The sequence below is a fragment of the Salegentibacter sediminis genome (assembly GCF_002078605.1).
GTDB classification, from domain to species: domain Bacteria; phylum Bacteroidota; class Bacteroidia; order Flavobacteriales; family Flavobacteriaceae; genus Salegentibacter; species Salegentibacter sediminis.
The window spans coordinates 589,770-614,798 of record NZ_MSJR01000001.1 but is presented as its reverse complement, the minus strand read 5'-3'; the positions used below and the strand labels follow the sequence as shown (position 1 = coordinate 614,798).

Genomic DNA, 25,029 nt, shown 5'->3' with positions numbered 1-25,029 from the left:
CAAAAAATGTAATTTTAGCATCAAATTTAAGGATAGATGAATATCACCATAGAAAACGTACTCCTAATTGGTTCTTTGTTGCTCTTTATTAGTATTCTGGCAGGAAAAACCTCTTACAGGTTTGGGGTGCCAACTTTGGTGCTTTTCCTGGCAGTAGGAATGCTGGCAGGTTCGGAGGGAATTGGCAATATTCATTTTAATGATCCCAGCCTGGCTCAATTCATCGGAATAGTCTCCCTGAATTTCATCCTTTTTTCCGGGGGTCTAGATACCAGCTGGAAAAGTATACAACCCGTGCTCTGGCAGGGGATTTCTCTGTCTACACTAGGAGTGCTTTTCACCGCTCTGGGGTTGGGAACCTTTGTATGGACCATTACAGATTTCACAATTTATGAAGCATTGCTCCTGGGAGCAATTGTTTCTTCTACAGATGCTGCTGCTGTATTTTCTATTTTAAGGTCGAAAAATCTGGCCTTAAAATCCAAACTACGACCTACACTTGAGCTCGAAAGCGGGAGTAATGACCCCATGGCCTATTTCCTTACCATCGCCTTTTTAAGCCTTGTCCTAAGCCCTGAGAAAAGTGTATGGAGCATTATTCCCTTTTTTCTTCAACAAATTCTTATAGGTACCGCGATGGGATTTCTCATGGGAAAACTCAGCAAAATTATTATTAATAAAATAAGGCTTGATTTTGAAGGGCTCTACCCGGTGTTGGCTATCGCTTTAATGTTTATCGTGTTTTCAGCTACAGATTTTCTTGGAGGTAACGGGTTCCTCGCCGTTTACCTTAGTGGGGTTTACCTGGGCAACCACAGCATAATCCATAAAAAAACCATTATGAGAATGTTTGACGGACTCGCCTGGTTAATGCAAATTGTCTTATTCCTTACTCTGGGACTCTTGGTATATCCTTCTCAGGTTTTACCCATAATAGGAATAGGAATCCTGGTTTCCGGATTTTTAATTTTCATCGCCCGCCCCCTGGGGGTTATGCTTAGTCTTTCCTTCTTTAAAATGAAGATGCGTCGGCGATGGTACATCTCGTGGGTAGGTCTTAGGGGCGCTGTACCCATTGTTTTTGCCACTTACCCGCTTATAGCCGGTATAGAAAAGGCGAACATGATCTTTAATATCGTATTTTTTGTATCCCTTTCTTCAGTACTCCTTCAGGGAACCACCTTATCCCTTGTAGCAAAATGGCTGCATGTTGCTCTACCGATGAAGGCAAAACCTAAATCGCCGGTTGATGCATTCCTTGCCGATGGGGCAAAATCACTACTTAACGAGATAAACATTCCCGAGTACAACCATTCTGTAGGAAAAAGGATTGTAGACTTAAAATTTCCCCGGAAAGCTATAATTGCAATGATCTCGCGAGACGATAAGTTTATTACCCCTAATGGAAACACTGTGATTGAACCCAATGATATCTTAATCGTTTTAACTGAAGATAAAGAAACCCTCCAGGGCGTTTATGATAGCCTTAAGTTACCACTGCAACCTAAAGAAGAAGAACAGGAAGAAGTTTAGTATTTTTTATCGGTTTCAATAATCTCCAGTATCTTTTCTTCCACCTCCCTGGAATCCCATTTCTGAGCAATCCCGGGGATTTCCATGACTTCATCCATAACTTTACGTTGCCAGTCTCCAATCGCTAATGCTTCAGTATAAGGTTTATCAGAAAAGGTAACCCGGGAATACATAGGAAGCCAAAGCTCCGGATATCTTTCCCCAAACCTTTTTTCGATCTTCTTCCGAAGAATAAATTCGGGGTCTGCAGTTTTGCTGCTCATTTCAAGAAAATTACGGTAACTGAGTTCTGCGATTGCATCGGCATTAGGCTTGCGTTCTTCCTGGTACTCTTTGAAAATTTCTTCCCAATCGTCTTTGTGCTGTTTCATTTTCCCAAATAACTCTGAGATATCCTCAAAACCAGCATTCATGCCCTGCCCGTAGAACGGCACTATAGCATGCGCCGAATCCCCTACCAGAGCAACTTTATTCGAATAAGTCCAGGGGAAACATTTAATGGTGACCATGGAACTGGTTGGGTTTTTAAAAAAGTCTCTTTTAAGGTTTGAGATTTCTTCTTTGATATCGGGGAAATGTTTTTCAAAGAATTCATCGGCTTTTTCTTCGGTAGTGAGGCTCTCAAAAGATATAGCTCCTTCAAAGGGTAAAAACAGGGTGCAGGTAAAGCTACCATCGAGGTTAGGCATAGCAATAAGCATAAATTCCCCCCGGGGCCAGATATGAAAGGAGGCCTTATCAAGCTTATGGCTGCCATCGGGATTCGCCGGAATAGTAAGTTCCTTGTATCCCACATCTACAAAATGCTGTGAATAATTAAACCGACTTTGACGCTGCATTTTATGTCGCACACGAGAGAAAGCTCCATCGGCTCCAAAAATAAGGTCATATTTGTATTGCTTCCATTCACTCTTTTCAGACTCACCTGTATACAAGTGAGCATTTGTGAGATCAATATCCCAAACCTTTTCCTCAAATCTGAATTTCACGCCTTCTGCTTCAGCAAGGTCTATCATTTTACGGTTAAGAACGCCCCGGGAGATCGAATATATTGCTTCTCCCTTTTTTCCGTAGGGTTGAAAATACAGCGGTTGAGAAGAGACGTGTAAAGCCCTTTTATCTAAGGGGAGAGCGATTTCTTTGATTTCGGCCTCTATCCCTATTTCACGCAGTGCCTTCCAACCACGATTAGACATTGCGAGATTAATAGACCTCCCTGAAAATTCTACCTTTCGAACATCGGGGCGTCTATCAAAGACTACTACTTCATGACCTGCTTTTTGAAGATAAAGTGCCAATAAGGAACCAACTAGGCCTGAGCCTACTACGGCTATTTTTTTGGGAGACTGCATAAATACTAATGAAAAAGCGATCTAAAATCGCCTGGTTCGTCTACGAAAATACTTAATTCCTGAAACCTGAAGCTGGTTTTTATCCAAATACCCTCAAATGTGCTAATATTTTTATAAAAAAACCTAAAGCAGGGTTAAGAGCGACATGGGTCCAGTGTGAAATATCTAAATTTAATTTATAACAAAACCAAAGAAAGCTATTATGGATGAACAAAAACTGGAACAAATGCGCTCTGTTCTTAACAAACTTGAGGATATCAAAAATACTCAGGAGAGTATAATTGATAAAATAAATCATGTAATAACCGATCTTTTTCAGCACCCCGATAAGGACCTGGAAAAAGTAATGGAAGAGGCTCATCAAAAGGCATCAGACAATGTAGACGCTATTCGTGAAGCCATGGAAGATTATGAAATGAGGATCAATAAAATAGAGTCACAGGATTAATTAAATTTTCAAGAATAATTTAACAATAAGGTTAAACACTCGTTAAATCAAACATACCGACACCTTCGATATCGTAATTTAGTTTGAATAAACCTTAACCAATAATAAAATGAGAGATCTTATCTGGCTTATTGTTGTCATACTAATTATCGCCTGGCTTATAGGGTACATAGGATTTGGAGAAGCCGTAGGTAATCTTATTCACATCCTTCTGGTATTGGCCATAATTGGAATTTTATACCGTCTTGCAACCGGAAGAAGGCCGTAACAACCTCACTACCAAATAGGTTCGTGAAAATAAATTTATAATTATTATATTTAATACAATCAATTAACCAACGCAACTAAGTTGCCTAAAAACCACTATTATGAGAGATTTAATTTGGCTAATCGTAGTTCTATTAGTAATTGGATGGCTGATAGGGTATTTTGCCTTTCCCGATTTAGGAAGCATTATTCACATCCTTATCGTAATTGCCGTTATTTTAATTTTATATAAGCTGCTAACCGGCCGCCGACTATAATTACACGATAACAACGAGTTTTAAATACCCTTTAGGAGAGATCTTAAAGGGTATTTTGCTTAATAAAATCTTATCTTGGATTTTAAATAAAAAGCTATGTGGAATCTCAATAATAAATACGCTCTGGTAACTGGTGGTACCAAAGGAATTGGAAAAGCTGCAGTTTTAGAATTTCTCGATCTTGGAGCAGAAGTTCTCTTTACCTCGAGGACTAAAAAGGATATTGATGATCTATTGAAAGAACTTCAAAAAGATTACAAAAAAGTGCAGGGTCTGGTTGCAGACGTTACTGTGACTGAAGATAGGCAGAAAATCTACGATCATATCCACAATTCCTGGGGCAAACTGGGTATTCTCGTGAACAATGCCGGCATAAATATCAGAAAAAAAGCCAATGATTATTCTGAAGAAGAATTTAGAAAGGTTTTGGAAATAAACCTTAACGCTCCTTTTCTTTTAAGCCGAAAACTACATTCCTTAATTCAAAAAACCGGCAATGGCAAAATTATAAATGTCGCCTCTTCCGCAGCGATTCAAGACGTAGGAACAGGCACACCCTATGCGATGTCTAAAGCGGGTTTACTTCAGCAAACCCGAAGTTTGGCTGTAGAATGGGCCGGGGATGGAATAAGGGTAAACGCTGTTTCTCCCTGGTTTACGGTTACTCCGCTCACTCAAGGGCTTTTAAGTGAAAAGGAAAGAATGAATCCTATAATTAAAAGAACCCCATTAAAGCGCGTTGCCAAAGCCAGTGAAATGGCATCAATTATTGCTTTTCTGGCTATGGATAAATCTTCTTATATCACCGGACAAAATATTATCGCCGATGGCGGAATGAGCGTGAATGCTATTTAAGCAGACTTATGTATCTTTAAAAAAACATCAAAATGAAAAATATTCTACTTTTTAGCTTTTTAATTACAGTACTAATTAGCTGTAAAAACGAGAAAACCAATTTGGAAATCAGTCCGGAAACAGTTGTTGATTCTAATATGAGTATTGAACAGCAAATAGCTGAGGCCCACGGTTTAAATAATTTTGATAAAATTGAAGAAATCAAGTTTACCTTTAATGTAAAGATTGAGGATTCGGTAAGAACCAGTCGCGCCTGGACCTGGAACCCGAAAACCGATGAGATTAGGCTTACCGAAGGTGACATAAGCCGTACGTATACAAAAACCAATAATATTAATGAAGAAGATAAAGAACTGGATCAAAAGTTTATTAACGATTCTTATTGGTTGTTATTCCCTTTCCAAATGGTATGGAGTGATGCTGGGATTTCAGAAGAAAAAACCGGCAAGGCCCCTATAAGCAAGAAAGAAATGAACTATCTGGAAGTTTCTTATAACGATGAAGGCGGATATACCCCTGGGGACACCTACGTGATTTATTATGAAGATGATCTTTTATTAAAAGAATGGATCTACAAATCTGCCGATGGTAATCGTGAAATGCCTACAACCTGGGAAAATTTTGAAGATTTCAAAGGTCTGAAAATTGCCAAATCTCATAAATCTCCTGACGGAAGTTTTGAGTTATATTTCACTGATATTGAAGTGAATTAATAACGCAGGCCCCGAACCAGGTTATCATAATTTTCTGCAGGTTCCCAGTGGCTTTCAGGCTCAAAATAGTTCCATAACATTGCCGAAATATTTCGCTGTAGTTCCCAGGCTTCATTTCCATAATCCCAGGAAGTGTCCAAATTATTTTTGGTCGCGATATAAAACACATAGTCTCCGAAAGGAGCATTAACCAACACAATTTCAGAACGGGATTTATTTACCATTCCCTGCTTGGCAGCAGTCTGAATATATGGCGGAATCTGGGAAAGCGCGTAGTCGGTATAAAAAGAATTGCTAAGCATCCGGTACATTTCATCGCTGGCGGCATTGCTTACGACCTCCCTATTTCTAATCTTAACAAGCAGGGTGGCCATTTCCCGGGGAGTGGTTTGCCCCCAACCGTATTTTTCCCAATTCTTTTCTCTGCCCCTGGTTTTTGAGTTCACCCTGGTATGTTTCATCCCTAATTTTTCCATAAGTGGATTGATGGATTCTCCTCCCCCTGCAAGCTCCCGGCTCCAGATGGAAGTGACATTATCGCTGTAGGTTATCATTAAAGCCGCTAGAGTTCTAAGATCTGTAAGGGTGGAATCTTTATAAAACTGCATTAATCCAGAGCCACCATACTGCCGGGAATCCCTGTAAATAAGGCTATCGTTAAGATTTAGCTCCCCCTCATTTATCTTATCGAATAATCCTACAAGAATTGGGATTTTTACAATACTGGCTGTGGGAAATATAGTATCGGCATTCACCCCCGCCTGTTTTCCGGTCTTCGTATTAAAAACATACACCCCGGCGGTACCTCGAAAATCTTTTGTATACCTTTCAAGTTTTTGTTGAAGCTGGGTGTCAATATTGTTCTCCTGGGCTGTTAAAATTCCGCAAAGCAATAAGGTAAGAAAAGTAATCCTCTTCATCTCTTTCAGTTTATAATCGGGTCATGGATTTCTTTTTTTGAATTCCTTTCTTAAGAATCTGCCCGAAACTATACATATCTTCATATGAACAATAGAAAGGTGCCGGGGCGAGCCTTATTACATTTGGTTCCCGCCAGTCTGTAATCACACCGTTTTCCATTAGATAAGTAAATAACTCCCTTCCTTCCCCGTGTAGAAAAACTGAAAGTTGTGTGCCACGTTCTTCCTGATTTGGCGGAGTAATAATTTCAAAACTACTATCAACCTCTTTATCAATTTCGTTTAAAACAAATTCGAGATAAGCCACTATTTTATCACGCTTTTTTATCAGGGCTGGCATTCCTACCTCATCAAACATCTCCAGCGAAGCGAGGTATGGCGCAAGCGCAAGCACCGGTGCATTGCTAATTTGCCATGCATTGGCACCGGCTTCAGGCTGAAATTCGGGTTCCATTAAAAACCTGCGTTCCTTATTGTGTCCCCACCAACCCTCAAACCGCGGAATATCTTTCTTGCCGTGGTATTTTTCATTTATAAAATATCCTGAAACATTTCCAGGTCCACTATTCATATACTTGTAGCTACACCAGGCGGCAAAATCTACTTTCCATTCGCTTAATTTCAATTCAATGTTACCCGCAGCATGGGCCAGGTCCCAACCAACAATAGCACCTGTCTTATGACCAGCTCTTGTGATATTTTCCATATCCAGGACCTGCCCTGTATAATAATTAACCCCACCAATCAAAACCAGAGCACACTCCTCGCCCACTTCGTCGATTTTAGCCAAAATATCCTCCGTTCGAAAATTATGTTCTCCTTTACGTCTTTTTAGTTCGACTATTGCATCCTTCGGATCATATCCATGGAAACGCACCTGACTGGAAATCATATACTGGTCACTGGGAAAGGCCTTCTCTTCACAAATAATTTTATATCTTTTCCCTTTAGGCCTGTAAAACGAAACCATAAGCAGGTGAAGGTTTACCGTTAAGGTGTTCATCACAGAAACTTCAGCAGGTTTTGCGCCTACTACTTTCGCCAATTTTTCTGAAAAACGTTCGTGATACTCCCACCAGGGTTTTTCAGCATAAAAATGTCCTTCCACCGCAAGATTTGCCCAATCGCTCATCACCTCTTCTACATACTTCATAGCAGAACGAGGCTGAAGGCCAAGGGAATTCCCGGTGAAATACACTACCTCCTTGTCATTGTGCTTTGGGAAAATGAATTGTTCTCTATATCTGGCTAGTTCATCCTGTTCATCAAGTTTCCGGGCAAACTCCAGGGTATTTTTAAATTGCATGTTGCTGATTTGATTAATTTAAGTAAAAATACAATTTAAGCTGAAGTTTCATAATAATAGCCTTTTCGCCCCGACTTATTTTCCCCGGAATCCCTTTATCTTTGTCAAAATAAATCTTTAGTCTAATATTATGCATTTTCTTCCTGAAGCCATAGATGATTATATAATTGAACACTCGGCCAAAGAACCGGCTTTACTGGCAAAGCTCAATAGAGAGACCAATCAAAAGGTTTTACAACCCAGAATGCTTAGCGGGCATTATCAAGGCAGGATTTTAAGTCTTTTATCAAAAATGAAAAGCCCCAAAACGATTTTGGAAATTGGAACTTACACGGGATATTCGGCTCTTTGCCTGGCCGAAGGACTCGCTGAAGGGGGTAAATTGCATACCATAGATATTAATGAGGAATTATACGATTTTCAGAAAAAATATTTTGAAGCGTCGCCATATAAGGATCAGATACAACAATACCTTGGAGATGCTCTTAAGATAATTCCAGGGATAGATGCAAAATTCGACCTTGTGTTTATCGATGCCGATAAACCCAATTACCCCGCATATTTTGAAATTATCATTGAAAAAATGAATAAAGGCGGGATTATACTTTCAGATAATGTACTGTGGAGTGGGAAGGTAGTTGAAACTCCAAATGCCGAAGACGAATCTACAAAGGCATTATTGACATATAACGATATTTTAGCAACAGACGAACGCCTGGAGACTGTAATGTTGCCAATAAGAGATGGCCTAAGCTTAAGCCGGGTTAAATAAATCTTCTGCCAGATTTATTATAGAGCCAGAAAAAGATAAAGGCAAAAATAAGCCCTACAATAGCGCCAACCAGTAAATCGCTGGGATAATGAACCCCAACGTACACACGGCTCATCATAAATATAAGAGGCCAGATGTATACCAAATAAATCCAGCGGAATTTATCCTTTAAGGTAAGTACAATAAAGGTAGAAGCTACCATAGAAGAGGAAGCGTGACCTGAGAAAAAGCTATAGTTTGTAGGTTCCTGGAGTATTCTTATTATATCTACAAGTTCAGGGTTGTTATTAGGCCTTAACCGAACAAGCAGCACCTTTACGGTATTAGTAAACCCCCAGGTAGTAAGAAAAGCACTTAATAAGAATAAGGAAGAGAATCCTGCTTTTTTCCAATGAAAAGCGATGAAGTATAAAAGGAATAAGAGAATATAAAAAGGAATCCAGTTTTCTATTTGGGTTACAAAAATCCAAAAATTATCGTAAGATTCTATTCCTAATCCATTAAGGTAAACAAATAATTCCCGGTCCCATTGCTTAAGCTGTTGCCACATTTCAACAGGTTTTAGAATCTACGTTTAACCGAACCGGTAATTTCCTCTATATCTTCTTTTACCTTATCGATCTCTCCTTTAACATCTTTAGAGATATCAGTATCAATGCCCTGTTTTTCGGCACTTTTCTGAATCTCACTTTTAATATCATTGGAAGCATTTCTTAGCGTACGCATACCTTTCCCCAGTCCACGAGCGATCTCCGGGATCTTATCGGCCCCAAAAACCATCACGAGAATAAACATAATAAAGGCGATCTCAGCGCCACTTATAAATAATGGATATACTACCATAACGCGCAAATATAAACACAAATTTAGCCATAAAAAAAGCCGACTCGTTAAAGTCGGCTTAATTATTTTATTTCAATAATTTTTGCTTAGTTATCAAGGCTTTCTTTAAACTCTTCAAATTTATCTGTTGTCTTTTCCTGCGGCCAGCTATTGTTGCTAACATCAACATCGGCTGTTTCCAGATCGGGATCTACCACTACAGAAGTGATTTCTTTCTCTGAAGCTATTGCCTTGGTTACCTCAGCATCGTTTTTCCTCCAAAGTTGTACCGGATAAGTCACTTTTTCTGATGTCCCATCGGCATAGGTATATTCAACGATAAGTGGCATAGGAATCCCGCCCGGCTTTTCAAAAGTTATTTCATAGAAATACTTCGGATTTTTCATTCCGGCACGTTCCTGTTCAGAAAAATTATCCATTACATATTCGTTAAGGGTAGATGCATTCTCCAGTGGATCTTTAGCCTTCATTGTTTCTTCAAATTCTTCGCTTCCTTCCTCTACTACATAGATCCCCTCTATATCTTCTGGTTTTGCACCGTAGCGCTCAAGGAATTCAGTGCCCTCTTTTGTAGCCTTATCGGTGATATAATATTTCTTGATAGATTTGATACCCATATCCACATTATCTGTGGTATAAAACCAAGCTCTCCAGAACCAATCCAGATCTACACCAGAAGCATCTTCCATAGTTCTAAAGAAGTCCTCGGGAGTTGGATGTTTAAACATCCACCTATTAGCGTAGGTTTTATAAGCTTGATCGAACAACTCATGGCCCATAACGGTTTCTCTGAGAATATTAAGAGCAGTGGCGGGTTTTCCATAAGCGTTATTTCCTAACTGTATAACCTGCTCAGGATTAGACATAATAGGAGCGATAAATTGCTGGTCCCCTTTCATATAAGGAACTATTTTGGAAGGAATCCCCCTTCTGGAAGGATATTGATCCAGAGGCGCGATTGCTTCCGGGTATTTTTTTCCAAATTCCTGCTCTGCAAGGTATTGAGAGAAAGTATTCAAACCTTCGTCCATCCAACCCCACTGGCGTTCATCGCTATTTACGATCATCGGGAAGAAATTATGACCAACTTCGTGTATTATTACACTTATCATCCCGTATTTTACCCTGTCGCTATATTCCCCGTTCTCATCTGGACGACCATAGTTCCAGCAAATCATTGGATATTCCATCCCCTGATTTTTGGCGTGTACCGACACTGCTTTATGATAAGGATACTGGAAAGTTTGATCAGAATAACTCTTAAGAGTAGTAGCTACGGCTAGCGTAGAATACTCTTCCCATAGCGGGTTCCCCTCCTTTGGGTAAAGTGAGATCGCCATCACCTCTTTCCCCTGAACATCGGTATTCATCATATCCACAACAAATTTTCTCGAAGTAGAAAAGGCGAAATCTCTAACCATCTCTGCTTTATATTTCCAGGTTTTGGTTTTGTTTGAAAAACCTTTTTCAGCTTCTTCAGCTTCTTCCTGAGTTACAATAACCACAGGTTTATCGAAAGATTTTTTAGCATCTTCGTAGCGCTCCAGCATATCTTTAGTGTAAACCTGCTTACGATTCTGAAGTTCCCCGGTAGCCTCCATGATATGGTCTGCCGGAACGGTAATATTCACTTCATAATCTCCAAAGGGAAGCGCAAATTCCCCATTACCCCAAAATTGCATGTTCTGCCATCCCTCTACATCATTATAAACAGCCATTCTGGGGAAGAACTGCGCAATAACGTATACATTATTCCCATCTTCTGGAAAATGCTCGTAACCCGAACGGGCTCTATCTGTAACGTGATTATTGATTTTATACCACCAATCTATAGAAAAGGTATAGCTTTCTCCTGGCGCCAAAGGTTCAGGCAGGTCAATCCTCAACATAGTCTGGTTAATAGTATAATTTAAGGGTTTTCCGTTCTGGTGAAGCTTTTCAATATTGAAACCACCATCAAAAGATTCTTTTAAAAACTGACTGGTAAATCTTTCAGGAGTGGAAACCGGGTTCATCTTACTTGGGTTTTTCTCCTGAGCGGGCGAATTTTTTGAACGGATATTCTGGTCCAGTTGTACCCAAAGATATTCAAGTTTATTTGGAGAATTATTATGGTAAGTAATGGTTTCCTTTCCGGTTAATTTGGTATTCTTATCATCAAGGACGATATCCATTTTATAATCGGCCTGATTCTGGTAATAAGCTTCTCCAGGGGCACCGGCTCCTGTCCGGTATTGATTAGGAGTTGAAAACTCATCATAAAGCTGTCTGAACTTGTTTTGGTTTGTGTGACCTTCCTGCCGTTCCGGTTGCTGTTGCTCTTCCTGAGCAGAAAGACCAACAAAAAAGAGCATTAAAAATACGGAAGTGAAGAATTTAATTTTTCTCATGAAAACTGAATTATTATTTAATTTTTCTAAAAATAAGACTTTATGTAAGGTAAATGGTTTAATTTCTAAATTTCAAAGTTTTACGGTCCTCATTCTTTTGAAGCAAGAGGCTTTTTGTAACTCCGTTTACTTCTACGTGAACCACGTTTTTCTGGTCATCAAAAAGATCAGTCAGGATTGAATTCGTAATGCTTATCTCTGTGAAAGGTGCCACGTTTTCAACCTCGATATAGAGAATCACCTGGTCAGTATCATATTCTTTTCCAAGATATTTTAATTGATGCTCCTTCCCATTTGTTTTAAGATGAAGTTTCTGCCCGAGATAACGCTCTATCATTTTCCTCACCGGTCCTTCTTCGTTATCTTTTACCAGGCGAATCTCATCGTTAAAACGCTTTCGCAATACATTCTCAAAATCATCTACAAAGACCCGGGTAATAATCTGGAGCGATTCACTTTCGGCTTTGTAATTAACTTCAGTAACACTAAGGTAATACTCGTGCGCGGTAACTTTAGAAGAGGTCAAAATAAAGAAAAGACCAAAGAGAATAAAAATCTTTTTCATTAAAGGCTTTTAGTTTTTGTCATCAAGATTCAATCCAAACTTATAAAAGCCTGGTAATTAAGGATCGTTTTTTTATAAAATTCAATGAGCCCCAGCTTATCTTCTTCCTTAACCAGTTTAAAAAAGCCGGGATTTTCGGCACAATAATACAGAAAATCCATAATCCTTACTTCTTCCAGGTTAAGTTCCTTTAAATAAAAATCTTCTGAAAGCAGATATCGGGCTCTTAGCACCCGGGTTTTTAGACGTTCATTTTTTAAAGCTTGCTTTAATTTTTTTCTTTCCCCACTTATGGCTCCATAAATTAAACCTACGGGGTCCATAGGGCTACTCATGCTCCTGATTTTTCGTTCCACAATCCCTACGGTCTCTTTATCGGAAAAGGGAATGCCAAATTCTGAGAGATTTATGGTTTCAATATTATCTATATCACGCTTCAAATTACCGGAAAGCTCATGAAGTTGTACCTCGTCGAGTTCGGTGAGTTCATTTTCCAGTTCAATTTTCAACATTTCGTCTAACATCACGGAGGTGATCGCGATAGTTATTTTTTTGTACTGAACAGCAGAAAAAAGAATAGAATCTCCGGGTTTAGCCTGAATAATAAATTCTCCTGAAGCTTCACTAAGCGTACCCTTTTTTGAAGTCATATTTACAATATGAACCTGGGAAATTAAACTGTCATTGGTGATTTTTCCGTGTAAGAAATCCCGCTCCTGAGCCTGGAGAGTGTAATTAAAAATTACCGCTGTGAATACAAGTACTACTAACCTCATCAAAATCCCTGTGAGGTTTTAATTGGGCATGAAATACTTTGAGGGGCTTTATTAATTTTCAATTTGAGTCTTGTAATCTTTACTTCTAGCGATAAGAAATTCTATGAGATCAAGTTCGTTACCTGCCTGCATCATTTCGGCAGTGAGCCCATTATCTGATGCGTAAAAAATAAAATCATTGATATTTTCTTTTTCGATATCCAGGTTCTCCTGAAAAAATTCGTCGTCATATAATTCACGGATATATTTATCTTTTTCCTGTTGCCTAATTTGTTGGCTACCATTATTATCCTCTACCAAAAGCTTGAAAATATTCACAAGATTAAGCCCGTTAATAAGGCGGGTTTTGCTTGCCGCCATTGCTTCATTTTTACCTGGCCCCGTGAGAGCATCCGGCTCAGGGACAAGATTCATATCCTTCAAATCGGCGGCACTATACCTGGGCAGGTCGGGATCTACCACTTCTATGCGGGCAACATCCACATTTACGTTTCCGGAGAGATCATGAGGCAAAACAACCACTTCAGGCAACTCGGTAACCGTTTCACTGATAAAAACATTAAGTTCTCCCGAATCAATAACTCCCTGATCTACCACTACGGTAAATTTCTGAAATTGTAAAGCAGAAAAACTTATGCTATCATTTATGGCGACAGATATTCTGAATTCTCCTTCGGTATTAGAAATAGTTCCTCTTTGGGAAGTCTCATTATAAACAGTCATCCCCTCCGGATTATCCCCTTCAGGAACAATAATTTTACCATCTACCACCACTCTCTGCACTTCCTGAGAGAGAAGTGGAAAAGCAGTTATCAAAAATACCAAAGTGATTACAAAGCGTAGCATAACACAATTTCTATGACTTAAAGGAACAATTTATCTTCTTATGAAAAAGATAAGTCGCAGGTAAATTTTTGTTAAACCTGCCTTTTCCTCTAAATTTACAAAAAAACAATGATGAAAAAAGCGCTTCTAGCCAGCACCTCTACCCTGCACGACCAGGAATACCTCGAATATTTAATCCCTGAAATAAAGAAGTTCTTCCAGGGGGTTTCAGAGGTTTTATTCATTCCCTACGCCCGCCCGGGAGGAATTTCTCTTGATGAGTATACCAACAAGGCCCGAATTGCATTTTCCAAAGCCGGATTCCAATTAAAGGGGATACAGGAATATCCGGATCCCGCGGCAGCCGTAAAAAAAGCTGAAGGAATCTTTACGGGTGGCGGTAATACTTTTTTACTGGTTACCCAGTTATATAAAAATAAGGTCATGAAGATCTTACAGGAGGCTATCCTATCAGGCACAGCCTACATGGGTACCAGCGCGGGAACTAATATTGCCGGGCTCACGATGCAAACTACCAATGATATGCCTATAATTTATCCGCCATCATTTAAAACACTGGGGGTCGTTCCCTTTAATATAAATCCTCATTATTTAGATCCCGATAAGAATTCAACTCATAAGGGAGAAACCCGGGAAACCAGAATCAAAGAATTTCACACGCTAAATACTCAACCTGTAATTGGATTACGCGAGGGAAGCTGGCTGGAGGTTCACGGTGATAAAATTACGTTAAAAGGAAAACCGGAGGCCCGAATTTTCAAGCCAGAACAAGTACCTTTCGAGGTGGAAACAGGAACTACTTTAAAGGATTTACATTAATGGATTACCAGAAAATTCTGAATACTATTGAAAGCGAGATGAATTACCGGGATGTAGAAGGCAAAGTAGCCTCTTACATTCCGGAACTGGCTAAAGTAGACCCGAGAAAATTCGGGATGCACGTTTATTGCGGAGATAATCAGCATTTCTTTTTTGGCGACAGCAACGAGAATTTTTCTATACAGAGTATAGCAAAAGTTTTCTCCCTATCGATGGCCATGATTCTTATGGGTGAAGACCTATGGCAGCGTGTAGACGTAGAACCTTCAGGCGATCCGTTTAACTCTCTCACGCAGTTGGAATATGAACAGGGGGTGCCCCGCAATCCTTTTATAAACGCCGGGGCTTTGGTGATCTCAGATATTCTGGTTGATCAATTAGAAGATCCTAAACAGGAACTGCTTGATTTTGTAAGAAAAATTACAGGAAACCCCGAAATAAATTTTGATAAGAAAATCGCTGCTTCCGAAAAATCTACCGGATATAGAAATATTGCCCTCGTAAATTATATGAAAGCATTGGGAAATATCAAATGTGAGGTAGAACCAATCGTAGATTTTTATTTCCACCTATGCAGCCTCTCAATGTCCTGCAAGGAATTGGCACAAGCTTTTATGATTTACGCCAATAAAGGTAGAATCCTTCAAACGGGAGAAGAAATTTTAACGCCAACCTCGGTAAAACGTATAAATGCATTAATGCAGACCTGTGGTTTTTACGATGAAGCCGGAGAATTTAGTTTTGAAGTAGGTTTGCCGGGAAAAAGTGGCGTAGGTGGCGGGATAGTTGCGATTCATCCAGACCAGTATTCAGTTGCGGTTTGGAGCCCTATTCTTAATCATAAAGGAAATTCAGAGTTGGGGATGAAGGCTCTGGAAAGACTCACCACGCTTTCGGGTCTTTCCGTTTTCTAGAGTCATTTAGAGAAGACAAAAGACCCATGGGAAATTTATAAGCACAAAAAAATGCTTCCCGTTTTCACAGAAAGCATTCATTAATTGAACACTGTAATAATCTTAAAGCGCTGCTACGTGCTTTGTAAGCTTAGACTTAAGGTTAGCAGCCTTATTATCGTGTATAATGTTTTTCTTTGCCAATTTATCTACCATAGATACTACAGAAGGAAGCAAAGTCTCAGCTTCTTTCTTATCAGCCTCACGCAATTTTTTGATTGCGTTTCTGGTTGTTTTATGCTGGTAGCGATTTCTAAGGCGTTTTGCCTCATTGCTACGAATCCTCTTCAACGCTGACTTGTGATTTGCCATTATATTCTTCTTTAATTAATCTTTTCTTGTAGTCCGTAGGGGAATCGAACCCCTGTTACCAGGATGAAAACCTGGCGTCCTAACCCCTAGACGAACGGACCATTAATTTTCAATAAAAACACCTTTTCAGGTAACTACGAAACAACATTCTGTTTCTCTTGTAGTCCGTAGGGGAATCGAACCCCTGTTACCAGGATGAAAACCTGGCGTCCTAACCCCTAGACGAACGGACCATTTTTTCTTTAAATGCGGATGCAAAAATACAACTATTTTTCAATGCCGCAAATCTATGCTGAAAAAATTTAAAATTTAATATGCCTTAGCAAAAAGCACCCTGCCAGCAGAAGGTTTTCCTGTAAGAACACAGCTTCCCGTCTCCTCTTCTCTATCAAAGGGAACACATCTTATCGTGGCTTTGGTGAGGTCTTTTATTTTATTTTCAGTTTCAGGCGTTCCATCCCAATGCGCGGAGATAAATCCGCCTTTTTCTTTTAATACCTTTTTAAACTCATCAAAAGAATCCACCTTAGTGATATGCTCATCTCTAAAGTTTTTCGCTTTATTAAAAAGATTATCCTGAATCTCTACCATAAGGCCCCTTACTTTTTCAACAACCTCAGTTTGCTGTACAAATTCCTTAGTCAAAGTATCTCTTCTGGCCAGCTCTACAGAACCTTTCTCAAGGTCTTTGGGTCCAATCGCCAATCTCACCGGAACTCCCTGCATTTCGTACTGGGCAAACTTCCATCCGGGTTTTTGAGTATCACGATCGTCATATTTTACTGAAACGCCTGCGGCTTTTAATTCATCGGCGAGTTTATTGGCAACTTCAGAAATCTGCTGTAATTGTTCTTCTCCTTTATAGATTGGAACGATCACCACCTGGATAGGTGCAAGATTTGGTGGCAAAACCAAGCCTTTATCATCGCTATGTGTCATTACCAGCGCGCCCATCAACCTTGTGGAAACCCCCCAGGAAGTAGCCCACACATGTTCTAGCTTACCTTCTTTAGAAGTAAACTTCACATCAAAGGCTTTGGCAAAGTTCTGACCAAGGAAATGCGAAGTCCCTGCCTGCAGAGCTTTCCCGTCCTGCATCATCGCCTCTATACAATAAGTTTCTTCGGCTCCAGCAAAACGCTCACTTTCTGTCTTACTACCTTTTATAACCGGCATTGCCATAAAATTCTCGGCAAATTCAGCATAGATATTATTCATTTGCATAGTCTCATCCAGGGCTTCCTGTTTTGTAGCGTGTGCGGTATGTCCTTCCTGCCATAGAAACTCAGCAGTTCTCAGGAATAACCGGGTTCTCATCTCCCAGCGCACCACATTCGCCCATTGATTGATCAAAAGAGGTAAATCGCGGTAAGACTGAATCCAGGTTTTATAAGTATTCCAGATAATCGCTTCTGAAGTTGGTCTAACAATAAGTTCCTCTTCAAGTTTAGCTTCGGGATCAACAATTAGTTTAGAAGCATCATCAGGATTGGTTTTTAATCGATAATGGGTCACCACAGCACATTCCTTGGCAAATCCTTCTGCATTTTTTTCTTCAGCCTCAAACAAATTCTTTGGGACAAAAAGGGGGAAATAGGCATTTTCATGCCCCGTTTCCTTGAACATTTTATCCAATTGGGCCTGCATCTTCTCCCATATGGCATAACCGTAAGGTTTAATAACCATACAACCTCTAACCGCAGAGTTTTCGGCCAGGTTTGCCTTAACTACCAGCTCGTTATACCATTTTGAATAATCTTCGCTGCGTGTAACTATGTTCTTCCCCATTCCAGTAATTTGGCACAAAACTTGTGCTATATTTAACACTTATTAATAAACAGTTAGTCTGTGTATAACTAACAATTAGCGCAAAACTAACTATTTTTGTAATGTTCAACAATAAAATATAAGCTAATGATACGCAATTACTACATTCTTAAAAGAGCGGTGATTTTTATATCTCCTCTAATATTATTGCTATTGTTAGCATCTTGTGGTTCCACACAGTATTCCGGCTATGAAGACGGAATCTATGGCGACAGAAGCCAAACCTACCCTTCTGAAACCGATCAATCTCAATATGCTACTCAAGACAATAATGCGAACACCTACTATAAGAATCTCTTCGCTGAAAAATCTGCAATTTATGGAGAAATGGCAGATAATATCATCTTTACTGATGTAGAAGAATATACCTCAGCAGATGCTTACGAAGATGAAATTTACGAGCAGGATACTTTAGGGTATACTGGGGGATATGCACCCTGGGGAAACGACCCCGATCAATACACCATTAATATTTACAACACCGGATGGTATGGCGGATTTTACAATCCATATCGTTGGGGTTGGAGTGCTTCATATTACAATCGTTGGTATGACCCATTTTTTATCGATCCGTTCTGGGGTCCTGGATACTATGGCCCATACTGGGGTTCTCCATATGGCTACAGCCCATGGGGCAGCCGCATAGGATGGGGCTTTGGATTTGGCACTTATTGGGGTAGCTGGTTTGGAATGGGATATGGATATGGAAACTATTATGGACACCCTTATAATAGGTGGGGCTATAATTACCATTACAGGAACACATACAATGATGTTGCGTATAATACCGGCAGAAGAAATTCCTATTCGGATTATACCTCTACACGAAGAGATGCCTCTGTAGATAGCAGAAGTTCTTATTCAAGAAGTATTAGAAGCATTCGTAATAATGGCGTTTCTGCCCGAAGACAGGCTGTAAGCAGAGGTGAAAATTCCCGAATTTACAGTAGAACGGCTAGAAACTCAGAACCAACCCGTATAAATACGAATGTTAACAGGCGACAATCAAATTCGAATAACACCTATAACCGAACCCGTACCACCAGGAATAATAACACCTATAACAGGTCTTCTAATAATTCATCTCGCAGTAGCGGCGCAGTAAGGAGCTCATCTTCTTCAAGTCGAAGCTCCGGAACTACGAGAAGTTCTGGAAGCTCACGCAGGAGTGGAGGCGGCAGAGGATAAAATGTAGCCAGGGATTTGACATAAAGCACAACCTTACAGGATAATTCCTGTGAGGTTTTTTTAAGATTTCTCAAGACAAAAAACATAAAAAATTCAATATGAAAAATTTAGCCTTTTTATTAATCACCTTATTGGGTTTCACATATACCCAGGCTCAAAATATAACAGATGCTTACAGATATTCTTCAGAAGACCTTACGGGGACAGCGCGTTTTCGCGCTATGAGTGGTGCTTTTGGAGCACTGGGAGGGGATATCTCGGCAATTTCACTAAACCCGGCAGGCTCTGCTGTTTTTCTTAGTAGTTTTGGAACAATTAGCCTGGATTTCAGAAACAGCAACAGCGATGTAAATTATTTCAATAGCTATACCTCCAATAAGGAATCTGATGTATATTTCAATCAGGCTGGTGGGGTTTTGGTTTTTGACACCGCCAATAACAGCTCCTGGAGAAAATTCAGCCTTGGAATGAACTACTCCAAAACTAAAAATTTTGACCATAGTTTCCTTGCTGCGGGTACCGGGAATAGTTCCATTGATCAATATTTTTTAGGTTATGCTGAAGGCCTTCCTCTGGAGCTTCTTCAAACTATGGATGGGGAATCAATTTCAGAGCTTTATACCTATTTAGGTGAAAATGAAGGCTTCGGCGCTCAGCAGGCTATGCTTGGTTACCAGGGCTATGTAATTGACCATGATCTTGATGATCCAGATAATACAACTTATAATTCCTTTATTGCTCCGGGTAATTTTAACCAGGAATTTGCTTCTTATGCCACAGGCTTAAATGGAAAGTTCACTTTTAACTTTGGTACACAGTACGAAGATTTCCTTTACCTGGGAGCCAACCTTAACACTCATTTCATTAATTACGACCGGTCTACCCGGTACCTGGAAACCAATAATAATAGTGGGAGCGCAACAAATGAAGTTCGGTTTAATAATAATCTGAGCACCAACGGAAACGGATTCTCTTTTCAGCTTGGGGCTATTGCCAAAGTAAATGAAAATGTAAGGTTTGGAGCATCTTACGAATCACCAACCTGGTTGAATATCGAAGAACAAACCACCCAATATCTTGAGACTAATAATAACCAGGGGGAACGGGTAACAGTAAATCCAAATGTACTAAACGTTTATCCTGACTACACCTTGAAAACTCCTTCAAAACTAAACGGTAGCATTGCTGTTTTATTTGGAAGCCAAGGACTTATAAGTTTTGATTATTCCTATAAGGATTATTCCAATATAGAATTCAGACCAAAAGATGATCCGGATTTTAGCTATCAAAATGCTCAAATAGGAGATAATTTAAAGGCGGCTTCTACATTTAGATTTGGAGGGGAATACAGAATTCAGAACTGGAGCCTTCGCGGAGGATACCGCTTTGAGGAAAGTCCATACCAGGATGAAATTACAGTTGGTGAACTTACCGGCTATTCAGCCGGAGTTGGATATAATTTTGGCAGCATTAAATTAGATCTGGCTTATACCAATGCCCAAAGAGATGAAAACCCGCAAATGTTTGATGTAGGACTCACAGACACTTACAGAATAACCCGCGACCTTTCCAGTGTGGTTTTATCCCTTAGTTTCGGACTTTAGGGAGATTTAAAGAAAATGAACTTAAAAAGCGCCCGAAAGGCGCTTTTTAAGTTTTCTACCTTTTCAGAGTAAAATGAGACTTAAAGATGTTGGTTTTTCCTGTATTTCTATCGAGATATTCCAACTTGAACCAATAATCATTTGCGGGTAGATCACGACCTCCAAAGCTACCATCCCAGCCGGCACCATTGGGGTTTAATTGTTTAATTAATTTTCCGTACCGATCGAAGATAAAAAGCTTTAGAACCTGGATATCCTCATCGCCATCAATTTTCCAGCTATCATTAAAGCCATCGGAATTAGGTGTAAAAAACCGGGGATAACCCACCAGATCAAAATATAATGAGGTTGTTGCTCCACAGCCGTTTATTTCCCTGGCCGTGATGTTGTGCCTGCCGGGAGGAACATTTTTAAACACATTGCTTTCCTGCCAAGGCCCGTTGTCAAGCTGAAATTCATAAACAGCATCTGGCGAAATCCCGGGAATAGCTTCAGCAGTTACTGTATAACCTTCCTGAAAATCATTCCCCTGAATTTCAAATTCAAGCCTTTCCGGAGCCGAAAACACCAATATTTCAGATTGGAAGCTTCGGGAACAATTGCCTTTAATATCAGTTATTTTTAATCGGAGTTCATCGGTTAGTGGGATTTCATCCAGCACCAGAATTGGCTGCGTTGAAACCTGTTGCTCTCCTAAGAACCATTCGTATCCATAATTGTGACCAAGATCTTCTCCCAACTCAATATCCTCAAGAATATTCCCCTGAAGATCTGCACATAGTATTATAGTTTCAGCTAAAACCTCTTCCGGGATGACCTCCACTTTAATACTCACCTTTACCGGATCGGATAAACAACCACTTTCAGATCTAATCAACGCAATTATCTCATGGGTTTCAAGTTTTGTGTAATTTCCCGGATTGGCTATAGCCTCATCTTCTTCAAGCTGTTCTTCAGATTCATAATAAATCACTTCAAGTATTTCTGAAGGTGGATTGCCGGCGGTTATTTCAGGATTTAAACCGGTAAGATCTATAAATTCCTGGCTGTCATCACAGATATACAATTCCCCAGGCTCATTAGCCACAGGTTCGGGGTTAAATTCAACAAAAACTGTATCCTCTATCACTTCAGAAAACCTATTGGAAACAATGAGCTTGTAATTACCTTCTTCCTCTACTTCCAGGTAGGCATCGGTTTCACCTACCATTTCTTCAAATGATCCATTTTTCTCTACAAACCAGGTATATTCATCGGCAAATAAAACGGTACCATCTACAATCACTGTTTCTCCTTCGCAACCATAGATCTCATCTTCAAGACCACCCTGGAAACAATCAGTCAATCCCGCTCCGGGCTGTCCTGCATTAACTTGTTCTAGTTTAATAAATCCATTTTTGTTACTATGGTTAGTTATTAAAACTACATAAATCTCACCCGCCTCGGTTTCTCCAAGATCCATTCTCTCAGTACTGTCCGGTTCGTAGGAGCTATTTACCAGGTTTTCCTCACTAAGCATATCATAATCACAAATATCATCTTTAGGTGAAAAAGCCCCCCAGACAGCATAATCTACATCTAAAATTCCTCCGCTACCATCCTGGTTTTGGGTTTGAGAAATAAGAAACTCAAGCCTTCCGCTTTCCTGTACCTGAAGAAAGTACCAGCTTGGATTTCGTTGCGTCGTAAGATCACCATAATAAGGGCCTATTTCAGCTTCTATTGGTGGTCCATTTTCATTATATGTATTAGCAAATACAAATTCCTCACCTCCCGCACAAAAAGGCTCAATATTTGCACAAACTTCTCCCTGAGCCCATACAGATGGAAAGCTTAGCAAAAAGAATATTAATAAAGCAAAAACTGGTTTCATAGCTACCACAGCAAGATATATAAATTTAAATAATAAGGCGAAATCTTCAGTTTTTAAGACGAAGTAAAAAACCCATTAAAATTGTATCTTTGCAAGCTGAAACCACTGATTACGACAATTATTGTAAAACGGCATGAAAATAGACAAAATTTTGACGGAAATTGATGAAATGGGGGATGCCCATGCGGGTAGCAGTGCAGACACACCAATACGCGAGGATGCTTTTGACCTTAGTAATATTGAAAAAGTTGCATTAATCAAGGATGATGTAAAAAAAATCATGGAGACCCTTGGCCTGGACTTAACCGATGACAGTCTACAGGGAACACCACAACGGGTTGCCAAGATGTTCGTGAACGAAATCTTCTCAGGACTTGATCCTGAAAACAAACCAAAAGCTTCCACTTTTGAGAATAAATACAAATATGGAGAGATGCTGGTAGAGAAGAATATCACTGTTTACTCTACCTGTGAACACCATTTACTACCAATTGTTGGGAAAGCACACGTCGCTTATATTTCCAAAGGAAGAGTGATAGGGCTTTCGAAAATGAATCGTATAGTAGATTATTTCGCAAAACGTCCCCAAGTCCAGGAGCGTATGACAATGCAAATAGTTCAGGAGCTTCAAAGAGCTCTGGGCACACCCGATGTTGCATGTGTAGTTGATGCCAAGCACCTTTGTGTAAACAGCAGGGGAATTAGAGATATTGAAAGCAGCACAGTAACCAGTGAGTTTGGCGGAGCTTTTAAAAACAAAGAGGTAAAACGTGAATTCCTGGATTACATCAAACTAGACACTTCCTTTTCATAATTAATTATTTGCAATTAAAATAACCAATTACCTATGGCGCTTTATGATGAACAAAGCTTAAAACTGTATAATTCAATGAGTGGAGAGAAAGAAGTATTCACCCCCATAAATCCAGGCCACGTAGGCATGTATGTTTGCGGCCCCACTGTTTACAGCAATGTTCATTTAGGCAATTGCCGTACTTTCATCTCCTTCGACCTAGTTTTCAGGTACCTGAGACACCTTGGTTATAAGGTAAGATATGTTAGAAACATAACTGATGCCGGCCACCTGGAAAACGATGCCGACAGCGGAGAAGACCGTATCGCAAAAAAGGCGAGGCTGGAAAAAATTGAACCTATGGAAGTAGTACAGCGATACACTATAGATTTCCATAATATTCTTCAAAAATTCAACAATTTACCGCCAAGTATTGAGCCAACTGCTACAGGCCATATTGTGGAACAAATTGAGATTATAAAAGAGATCCTGGAAAAAGGATTTGCTTATGAAGCCAACGGTTCGGTTTATTTTGATGTGATAAAATACAACGAAAATCATCACTACGGAAAATTGAGTGGGCGTTCACTAGAAGATATGATCGCAAATACCCGGGAACTCGCCGCCCAAAGCGACAAAAAGAATCCCCAGGATTTTGCCTTGTGGAAAAAAGCCGAACCCCAACATATTATGCGCTGGCCATCTCCCTGGAGTGACGGCTTTCCTGGCTGGCATTTAGAATGTACCGCCATGAGCACCAAATACCTCGGAGAAGAATTCGATATCCACGGCGGCGGAATGGACCTGAAGTTTCCACATCACGAATGTGAAATCGCACAGGGTGAAGCCTCTACCGGCAAAAATCCTGTTCATTACTGGATGCATGCTAATATGCTAACTCTTAATGGCAAGAAAATGGCCAAAAGCACGGGGAATAATATTCTCCCCGAAGAAATCTTCTCTGGCAACAATGATATTTTGGATAAGCCATTTTCTCCTAATGTCACAAGGTTTTTTATGCTTCAGGCGAATTATCGCAGTGTACTGGATTTCTCTAATGAAGCACTTTCAGCAAGTGAAAAAGGCTTCAATAGGCTTATGGATGCCTATCATCAAATCGGGAATCTTCCGGTTGGCACTTCTTCGTCTATTTCTGTTAGCGATTGGAGACAATCCTGCTACGATGCCATGAACGACGATTTTAATAGCCCTATTCTTATCGCAAAGCTTTTTGATGCCGTAAAATTTATAAATAGCGTTAAAGAAGGTAAGGCCGAAATCACTTCAGAAGACAAGGAAACCCTTCACCAAACGATGAAAGACTTTTTGTTTGACGTGTTGGGACTTTTAGATAAAGCTTCAGAAAATGAAGAAAGCACACAAAAACAACTTTCAGCAACCATAGAGCTGCTTATAAAACTCAGAGCCGAAGCAAGGCTAAACAAGGATTTTGCTTTAAGCGACCAAATTAGGGACCAGCTACAGGCTTTGGGCATTCAGCTTAAAGACGGGAAAGAAGGCACGACCTTCAGTATAGAGTAAGCATGCTTAAAAAGATACTTGCATATCCCTTTATTTTATTGGTGAAATTTTACCGCAATTTCATTTCACCACTTACCCCGGCAAGCTGTCGCTATACCCCTACCTGCTCTCAATACTCCCTTACTGCTTTAGAAAGATTTGGGTTATTTAAGGGAGGCTGGCTAAGCATTAAAAGGATAGTGAGTTGTAATCCCTGGGGTGGTAAAGGCTACGATCCTGTTCCGCCAAAAAAGAATAGCTAGCTAGCTTCAGAAATCTGCAAATATGTATCTTTA

26 protein-coding genes and 2 tRNA genes are annotated in these 25,029 nt (G+C 39.9%); 14 read left to right on the top strand and 14 right to left on the bottom strand.

The window, feature by feature from the left end; genetic code table 11:
• Window positions 1-36: 36 nt before the first annotated feature.
• Entirely contained in the window at window positions 37-1,533 is a 1,497-nt protein-coding gene (locus BUW93_RS02940; protein WP_081209019.1) for a potassium/proton antiporter, read from the top strand.
• On the opposite strand, the gene BUW93_RS02935 is transcribed toward BUW93_RS02940, so the two are convergent.
• Complete coding sequence (locus tag BUW93_RS02935) at window positions 1,530-2,885, bottom strand: FAD-dependent oxidoreductase (RefSeq protein ID WP_081209017.1); 1,356 nt, start codon at window positions 2,883-2,885, stop codon at window positions 1,530-1,532. The genes BUW93_RS02940 and BUW93_RS02935 overlap by 4 nt on opposite strands.
• 202 nt (window positions 2,886-3,087) lie before the next feature.
• Here BUW93_RS02935 and BUW93_RS02930 point away from each other — a divergent pair, with 202 nt between their 5' ends.
• The 5 genes from BUW93_RS02930 to BUW93_RS02920 all read left to right on the top strand — a co-directional run bounded on the left by BUW93_RS02930 (window position 3,088) and on the right by BUW93_RS02920 (window position 5,425).
• Window positions 3,088-3,333 carry a hypothetical protein gene (locus BUW93_RS02930; RefSeq protein WP_081209015.1) on the top strand — a complete coding sequence of 82 codons (246 nt, stop codon included), beginning with the start codon at window positions 3,088-3,090 and terminating at the stop codon, window positions 3,331-3,333.
• Window positions 3,334-3,442: 109 nt separating this feature from the next.
• Window positions 3,443-3,601, top strand: coding sequence for a lmo0937 family membrane protein (locus BUW93_RS14845; protein ID WP_110688256.1), 159 nt, complete (start codon window positions 3,443-3,445; stop codon window positions 3,599-3,601).
• A gap of 100 nt (window positions 3,602-3,701) precedes the next feature.
• The gene (locus tag BUW93_RS14840; protein ID WP_106197114.1) at window positions 3,702-3,857 is read left to right on the top strand and encodes a lmo0937 family membrane protein; all 156 of its coding nucleotides are present in this window, start codon (window positions 3,702-3,704) and stop codon (window positions 3,855-3,857) included.
• A gap of 96 nt (window positions 3,858-3,953) precedes the next feature.
• Window positions 3,954-4,712, top strand: a complete 759-nt coding sequence (locus BUW93_RS02925; RefSeq protein WP_081209013.1) for an SDR family oxidoreductase — start codon at window positions 3,954-3,956, stop codon at window positions 4,710-4,712.
• A 32-nt stretch (window positions 4,713-4,744) separates the two neighbouring features.
• Window positions 4,745-5,425 carry a hypothetical protein gene (locus BUW93_RS02920; protein WP_081209011.1) on the top strand — a complete coding sequence of 227 codons (681 nt, stop codon included), beginning with the start codon at window positions 4,745-4,747 and terminating at the stop codon, window positions 5,423-5,425.
• Here the strand turns inward: BUW93_RS02920 and BUW93_RS02915 are convergent.
• Together BUW93_RS02915 and kynU are read right to left on the bottom strand one after the other, a co-directional pair.
• Window positions 5,422-6,345 (bottom strand): serine hydrolase, encoded by a 924-nt coding sequence (locus BUW93_RS02915; protein ID WP_081209009.1) that lies wholly within the window; start codon window positions 6,343-6,345, stop codon window positions 5,422-5,424. The two genes, BUW93_RS02920 and BUW93_RS02915, sit on opposite strands and share 4 nt — an antisense overlap.
• Before the next feature lie 10 nt (window positions 6,346-6,355).
• Window positions 6,356-7,651, bottom strand: a complete 1,296-nt coding sequence (gene kynU / locus BUW93_RS02910) for a kynureninase (protein ID WP_081209007.1) — start codon at window positions 7,649-7,651, stop codon at window positions 6,356-6,358.
• Window positions 7,652-7,781: 130 nt separating this feature from the next.
• Here kynU and BUW93_RS02905 point away from each other — a divergent pair, with 130 nt between their 5' ends.
• Window positions 7,782-8,423 carry an O-methyltransferase gene (locus tag BUW93_RS02905; RefSeq protein ID WP_081209005.1) on the top strand — a complete coding sequence of 214 codons (642 nt, stop codon included), beginning with the start codon at window positions 7,782-7,784 and terminating at the stop codon, window positions 8,421-8,423.
• On the opposite strand, the gene BUW93_RS02900 is transcribed toward BUW93_RS02905, so the two are convergent.
• The 6 genes from BUW93_RS02900 to BUW93_RS02875 all read right to left on the bottom strand — a co-directional run bounded on the left by BUW93_RS02900 (window position 8,416) and on the right by BUW93_RS02875 (window position 13,843).
• Complete coding sequence (locus BUW93_RS02900; RefSeq protein WP_081209003.1) at window positions 8,416-8,973, bottom strand: phosphatase PAP2 family protein; 558 nt, start codon at window positions 8,971-8,973, stop codon at window positions 8,416-8,418. The two genes, BUW93_RS02905 and BUW93_RS02900, sit on opposite strands and share 8 nt — an antisense overlap.
• 11 nt (window positions 8,974-8,984) lie before the next feature.
• Window positions 8,985-9,266 carry a Sec-independent protein translocase subunit TatA/TatB gene (locus tag BUW93_RS02895; RefSeq protein ID WP_081209001.1) on the bottom strand — a complete coding sequence of 94 codons (282 nt, stop codon included), beginning with the start codon at window positions 9,264-9,266 and terminating at the stop codon, window positions 8,985-8,987.
• Window positions 9,267-9,352: 86 nt separating this feature from the next.
• The gene (locus BUW93_RS02890; protein ID WP_081208999.1) at window positions 9,353-11,656 is read right to left on the bottom strand and encodes a M1 family metallopeptidase; all 2,304 of its coding nucleotides are present in this window, start codon (window positions 11,654-11,656) and stop codon (window positions 9,353-9,355) included.
• A gap of 58 nt (window positions 11,657-11,714) precedes the next feature.
• On the bottom strand, window positions 11,715-12,221 hold the full coding sequence (locus BUW93_RS02885; RefSeq protein ID WP_081208997.1) for a DUF6702 family protein: 507 nt from the start codon (window positions 12,219-12,221) through the stop codon (window positions 11,715-11,717).
• Between the two features lie 29 nt (window positions 12,222-12,250).
• Entirely contained in the window at window positions 12,251-12,997 is a 747-nt protein-coding gene (locus BUW93_RS02880; RefSeq protein ID WP_081208995.1) for a peptidase associated/transthyretin-like domain-containing protein, read from the bottom strand.
• 51 nt (window positions 12,998-13,048) lie between these two features.
• The gene (locus BUW93_RS02875; RefSeq protein ID WP_081208993.1) at window positions 13,049-13,843 is read right to left on the bottom strand and encodes a peptidase associated/transthyretin-like domain-containing protein; all 795 of its coding nucleotides are present in this window, start codon (window positions 13,841-13,843) and stop codon (window positions 13,049-13,051) included.
• A 111-nt stretch (window positions 13,844-13,954) separates the two neighbouring features.
• Between BUW93_RS02875 and pepE the strand changes: the two genes are divergently transcribed.
• Complete coding sequence (gene pepE, locus BUW93_RS02870; protein WP_081208991.1) at window positions 13,955-14,662, top strand: dipeptidase PepE; 708 nt, start codon at window positions 13,955-13,957, stop codon at window positions 14,660-14,662.
• Window positions 14,662-15,576: a glutaminase gene (locus BUW93_RS02865; RefSeq protein ID WP_081208989.1), complete on the top strand. Its 915-nt coding sequence runs from the start codon at window positions 14,662-14,664 to the stop codon at window positions 15,574-15,576. The genes pepE and BUW93_RS02865 overlap by 1 nt, the downstream gene beginning before the upstream one ends.
• A 102-nt stretch (window positions 15,577-15,678) precedes the next feature.
• Here the strand turns inward: BUW93_RS02865 and rpsT are convergent, their stop codons facing one another.
• The 4 genes from rpsT to proS all read right to left on the bottom strand — a co-directional run bounded on the left by rpsT (window position 15,679) and on the right by proS (window position 17,715).
• Entirely contained in the window at window positions 15,679-15,927 is a 249-nt protein-coding gene (gene rpsT / locus BUW93_RS02860) for a 30S ribosomal protein S20 (RefSeq protein ID WP_081208987.1), read from the bottom strand.
• Window positions 15,928-15,956: 29 nt separating this feature from the next.
• Window positions 15,957-16,028, bottom strand: a tRNA-Glu gene (locus tag BUW93_RS02855).
• Between the two features lie 60 nt (window positions 16,029-16,088).
• A tRNA-Glu gene (locus BUW93_RS02850) sits at window positions 16,089-16,160 on the bottom strand.
• A 76-nt stretch (window positions 16,161-16,236) separates the two neighbouring features.
• Window positions 16,237-17,715: a proline--tRNA ligase gene (gene proS / locus BUW93_RS02845; protein WP_081208985.1), complete on the bottom strand. Its 1,479-nt coding sequence runs from the start codon at window positions 17,713-17,715 to the stop codon at window positions 16,237-16,239.
• A gap of 126 nt (window positions 17,716-17,841) precedes the next feature.
• Here proS and BUW93_RS02840 point away from each other — a divergent pair, with 126 nt between their 5' ends.
• Together BUW93_RS02840 and BUW93_RS02835 are read left to right on the top strand one after the other, a co-directional pair.
• Window positions 17,842-18,942 carry a hypothetical protein gene (locus BUW93_RS02840; RefSeq protein ID WP_157893275.1) on the top strand — a complete coding sequence of 367 codons (1,101 nt, stop codon included), beginning with the start codon at window positions 17,842-17,844 and terminating at the stop codon, window positions 18,940-18,942.
• 98 nt (window positions 18,943-19,040) lie between these two features.
• On the top strand, window positions 19,041-20,546 hold the full coding sequence (locus BUW93_RS02835; RefSeq protein ID WP_081208981.1) for an OmpP1/FadL family transporter: 1,506 nt from the start codon (window positions 19,041-19,043) through the stop codon (window positions 20,544-20,546).
• A gap of 55 nt (window positions 20,547-20,601) precedes the next feature.
• Here BUW93_RS02835 and BUW93_RS02830 read toward each other — a convergent pair whose 3' ends face one another.
• Window positions 20,602-22,419, bottom strand: a complete 1,818-nt coding sequence (locus tag BUW93_RS02830; protein WP_081208980.1) for a T9SS type B sorting domain-containing protein — start codon at window positions 22,417-22,419, stop codon at window positions 20,602-20,604.
• 133 nt (window positions 22,420-22,552) lie between these two features.
• Here BUW93_RS02830 and folE point away from each other — a divergent pair, with 133 nt between their 5' ends.
• From folE to yidD, 3 genes are read left to right on the top strand one after another with little or no spacing between them, the layout of a single operon-like run.
• Window positions 22,553-23,233 (top strand): GTP cyclohydrolase I FolE, encoded by a 681-nt coding sequence (folE, locus tag BUW93_RS02825; protein WP_081208979.1) that lies wholly within the window; start codon window positions 22,553-22,555, stop codon window positions 23,231-23,233.
• Between the two features lie 33 nt (window positions 23,234-23,266).
• Window positions 23,267-24,754, top strand: coding sequence for a cysteine--tRNA ligase (cysS, locus tag BUW93_RS02820; RefSeq protein ID WP_081208978.1), 1,488 nt, complete (start codon window positions 23,267-23,269; stop codon window positions 24,752-24,754).
• A gap of 2 nt (window positions 24,755-24,756) precedes the next feature.
• A complete protein-coding gene (gene yidD / locus BUW93_RS02815; RefSeq protein WP_081208977.1) occupies window positions 24,757-24,996 on the top strand; it encodes a membrane protein insertion efficiency factor YidD in 240 nt (79 codons plus the stop codon).
• The last annotated feature ends 33 nt before the right edge of the window (window positions 24,997-25,029 follow it).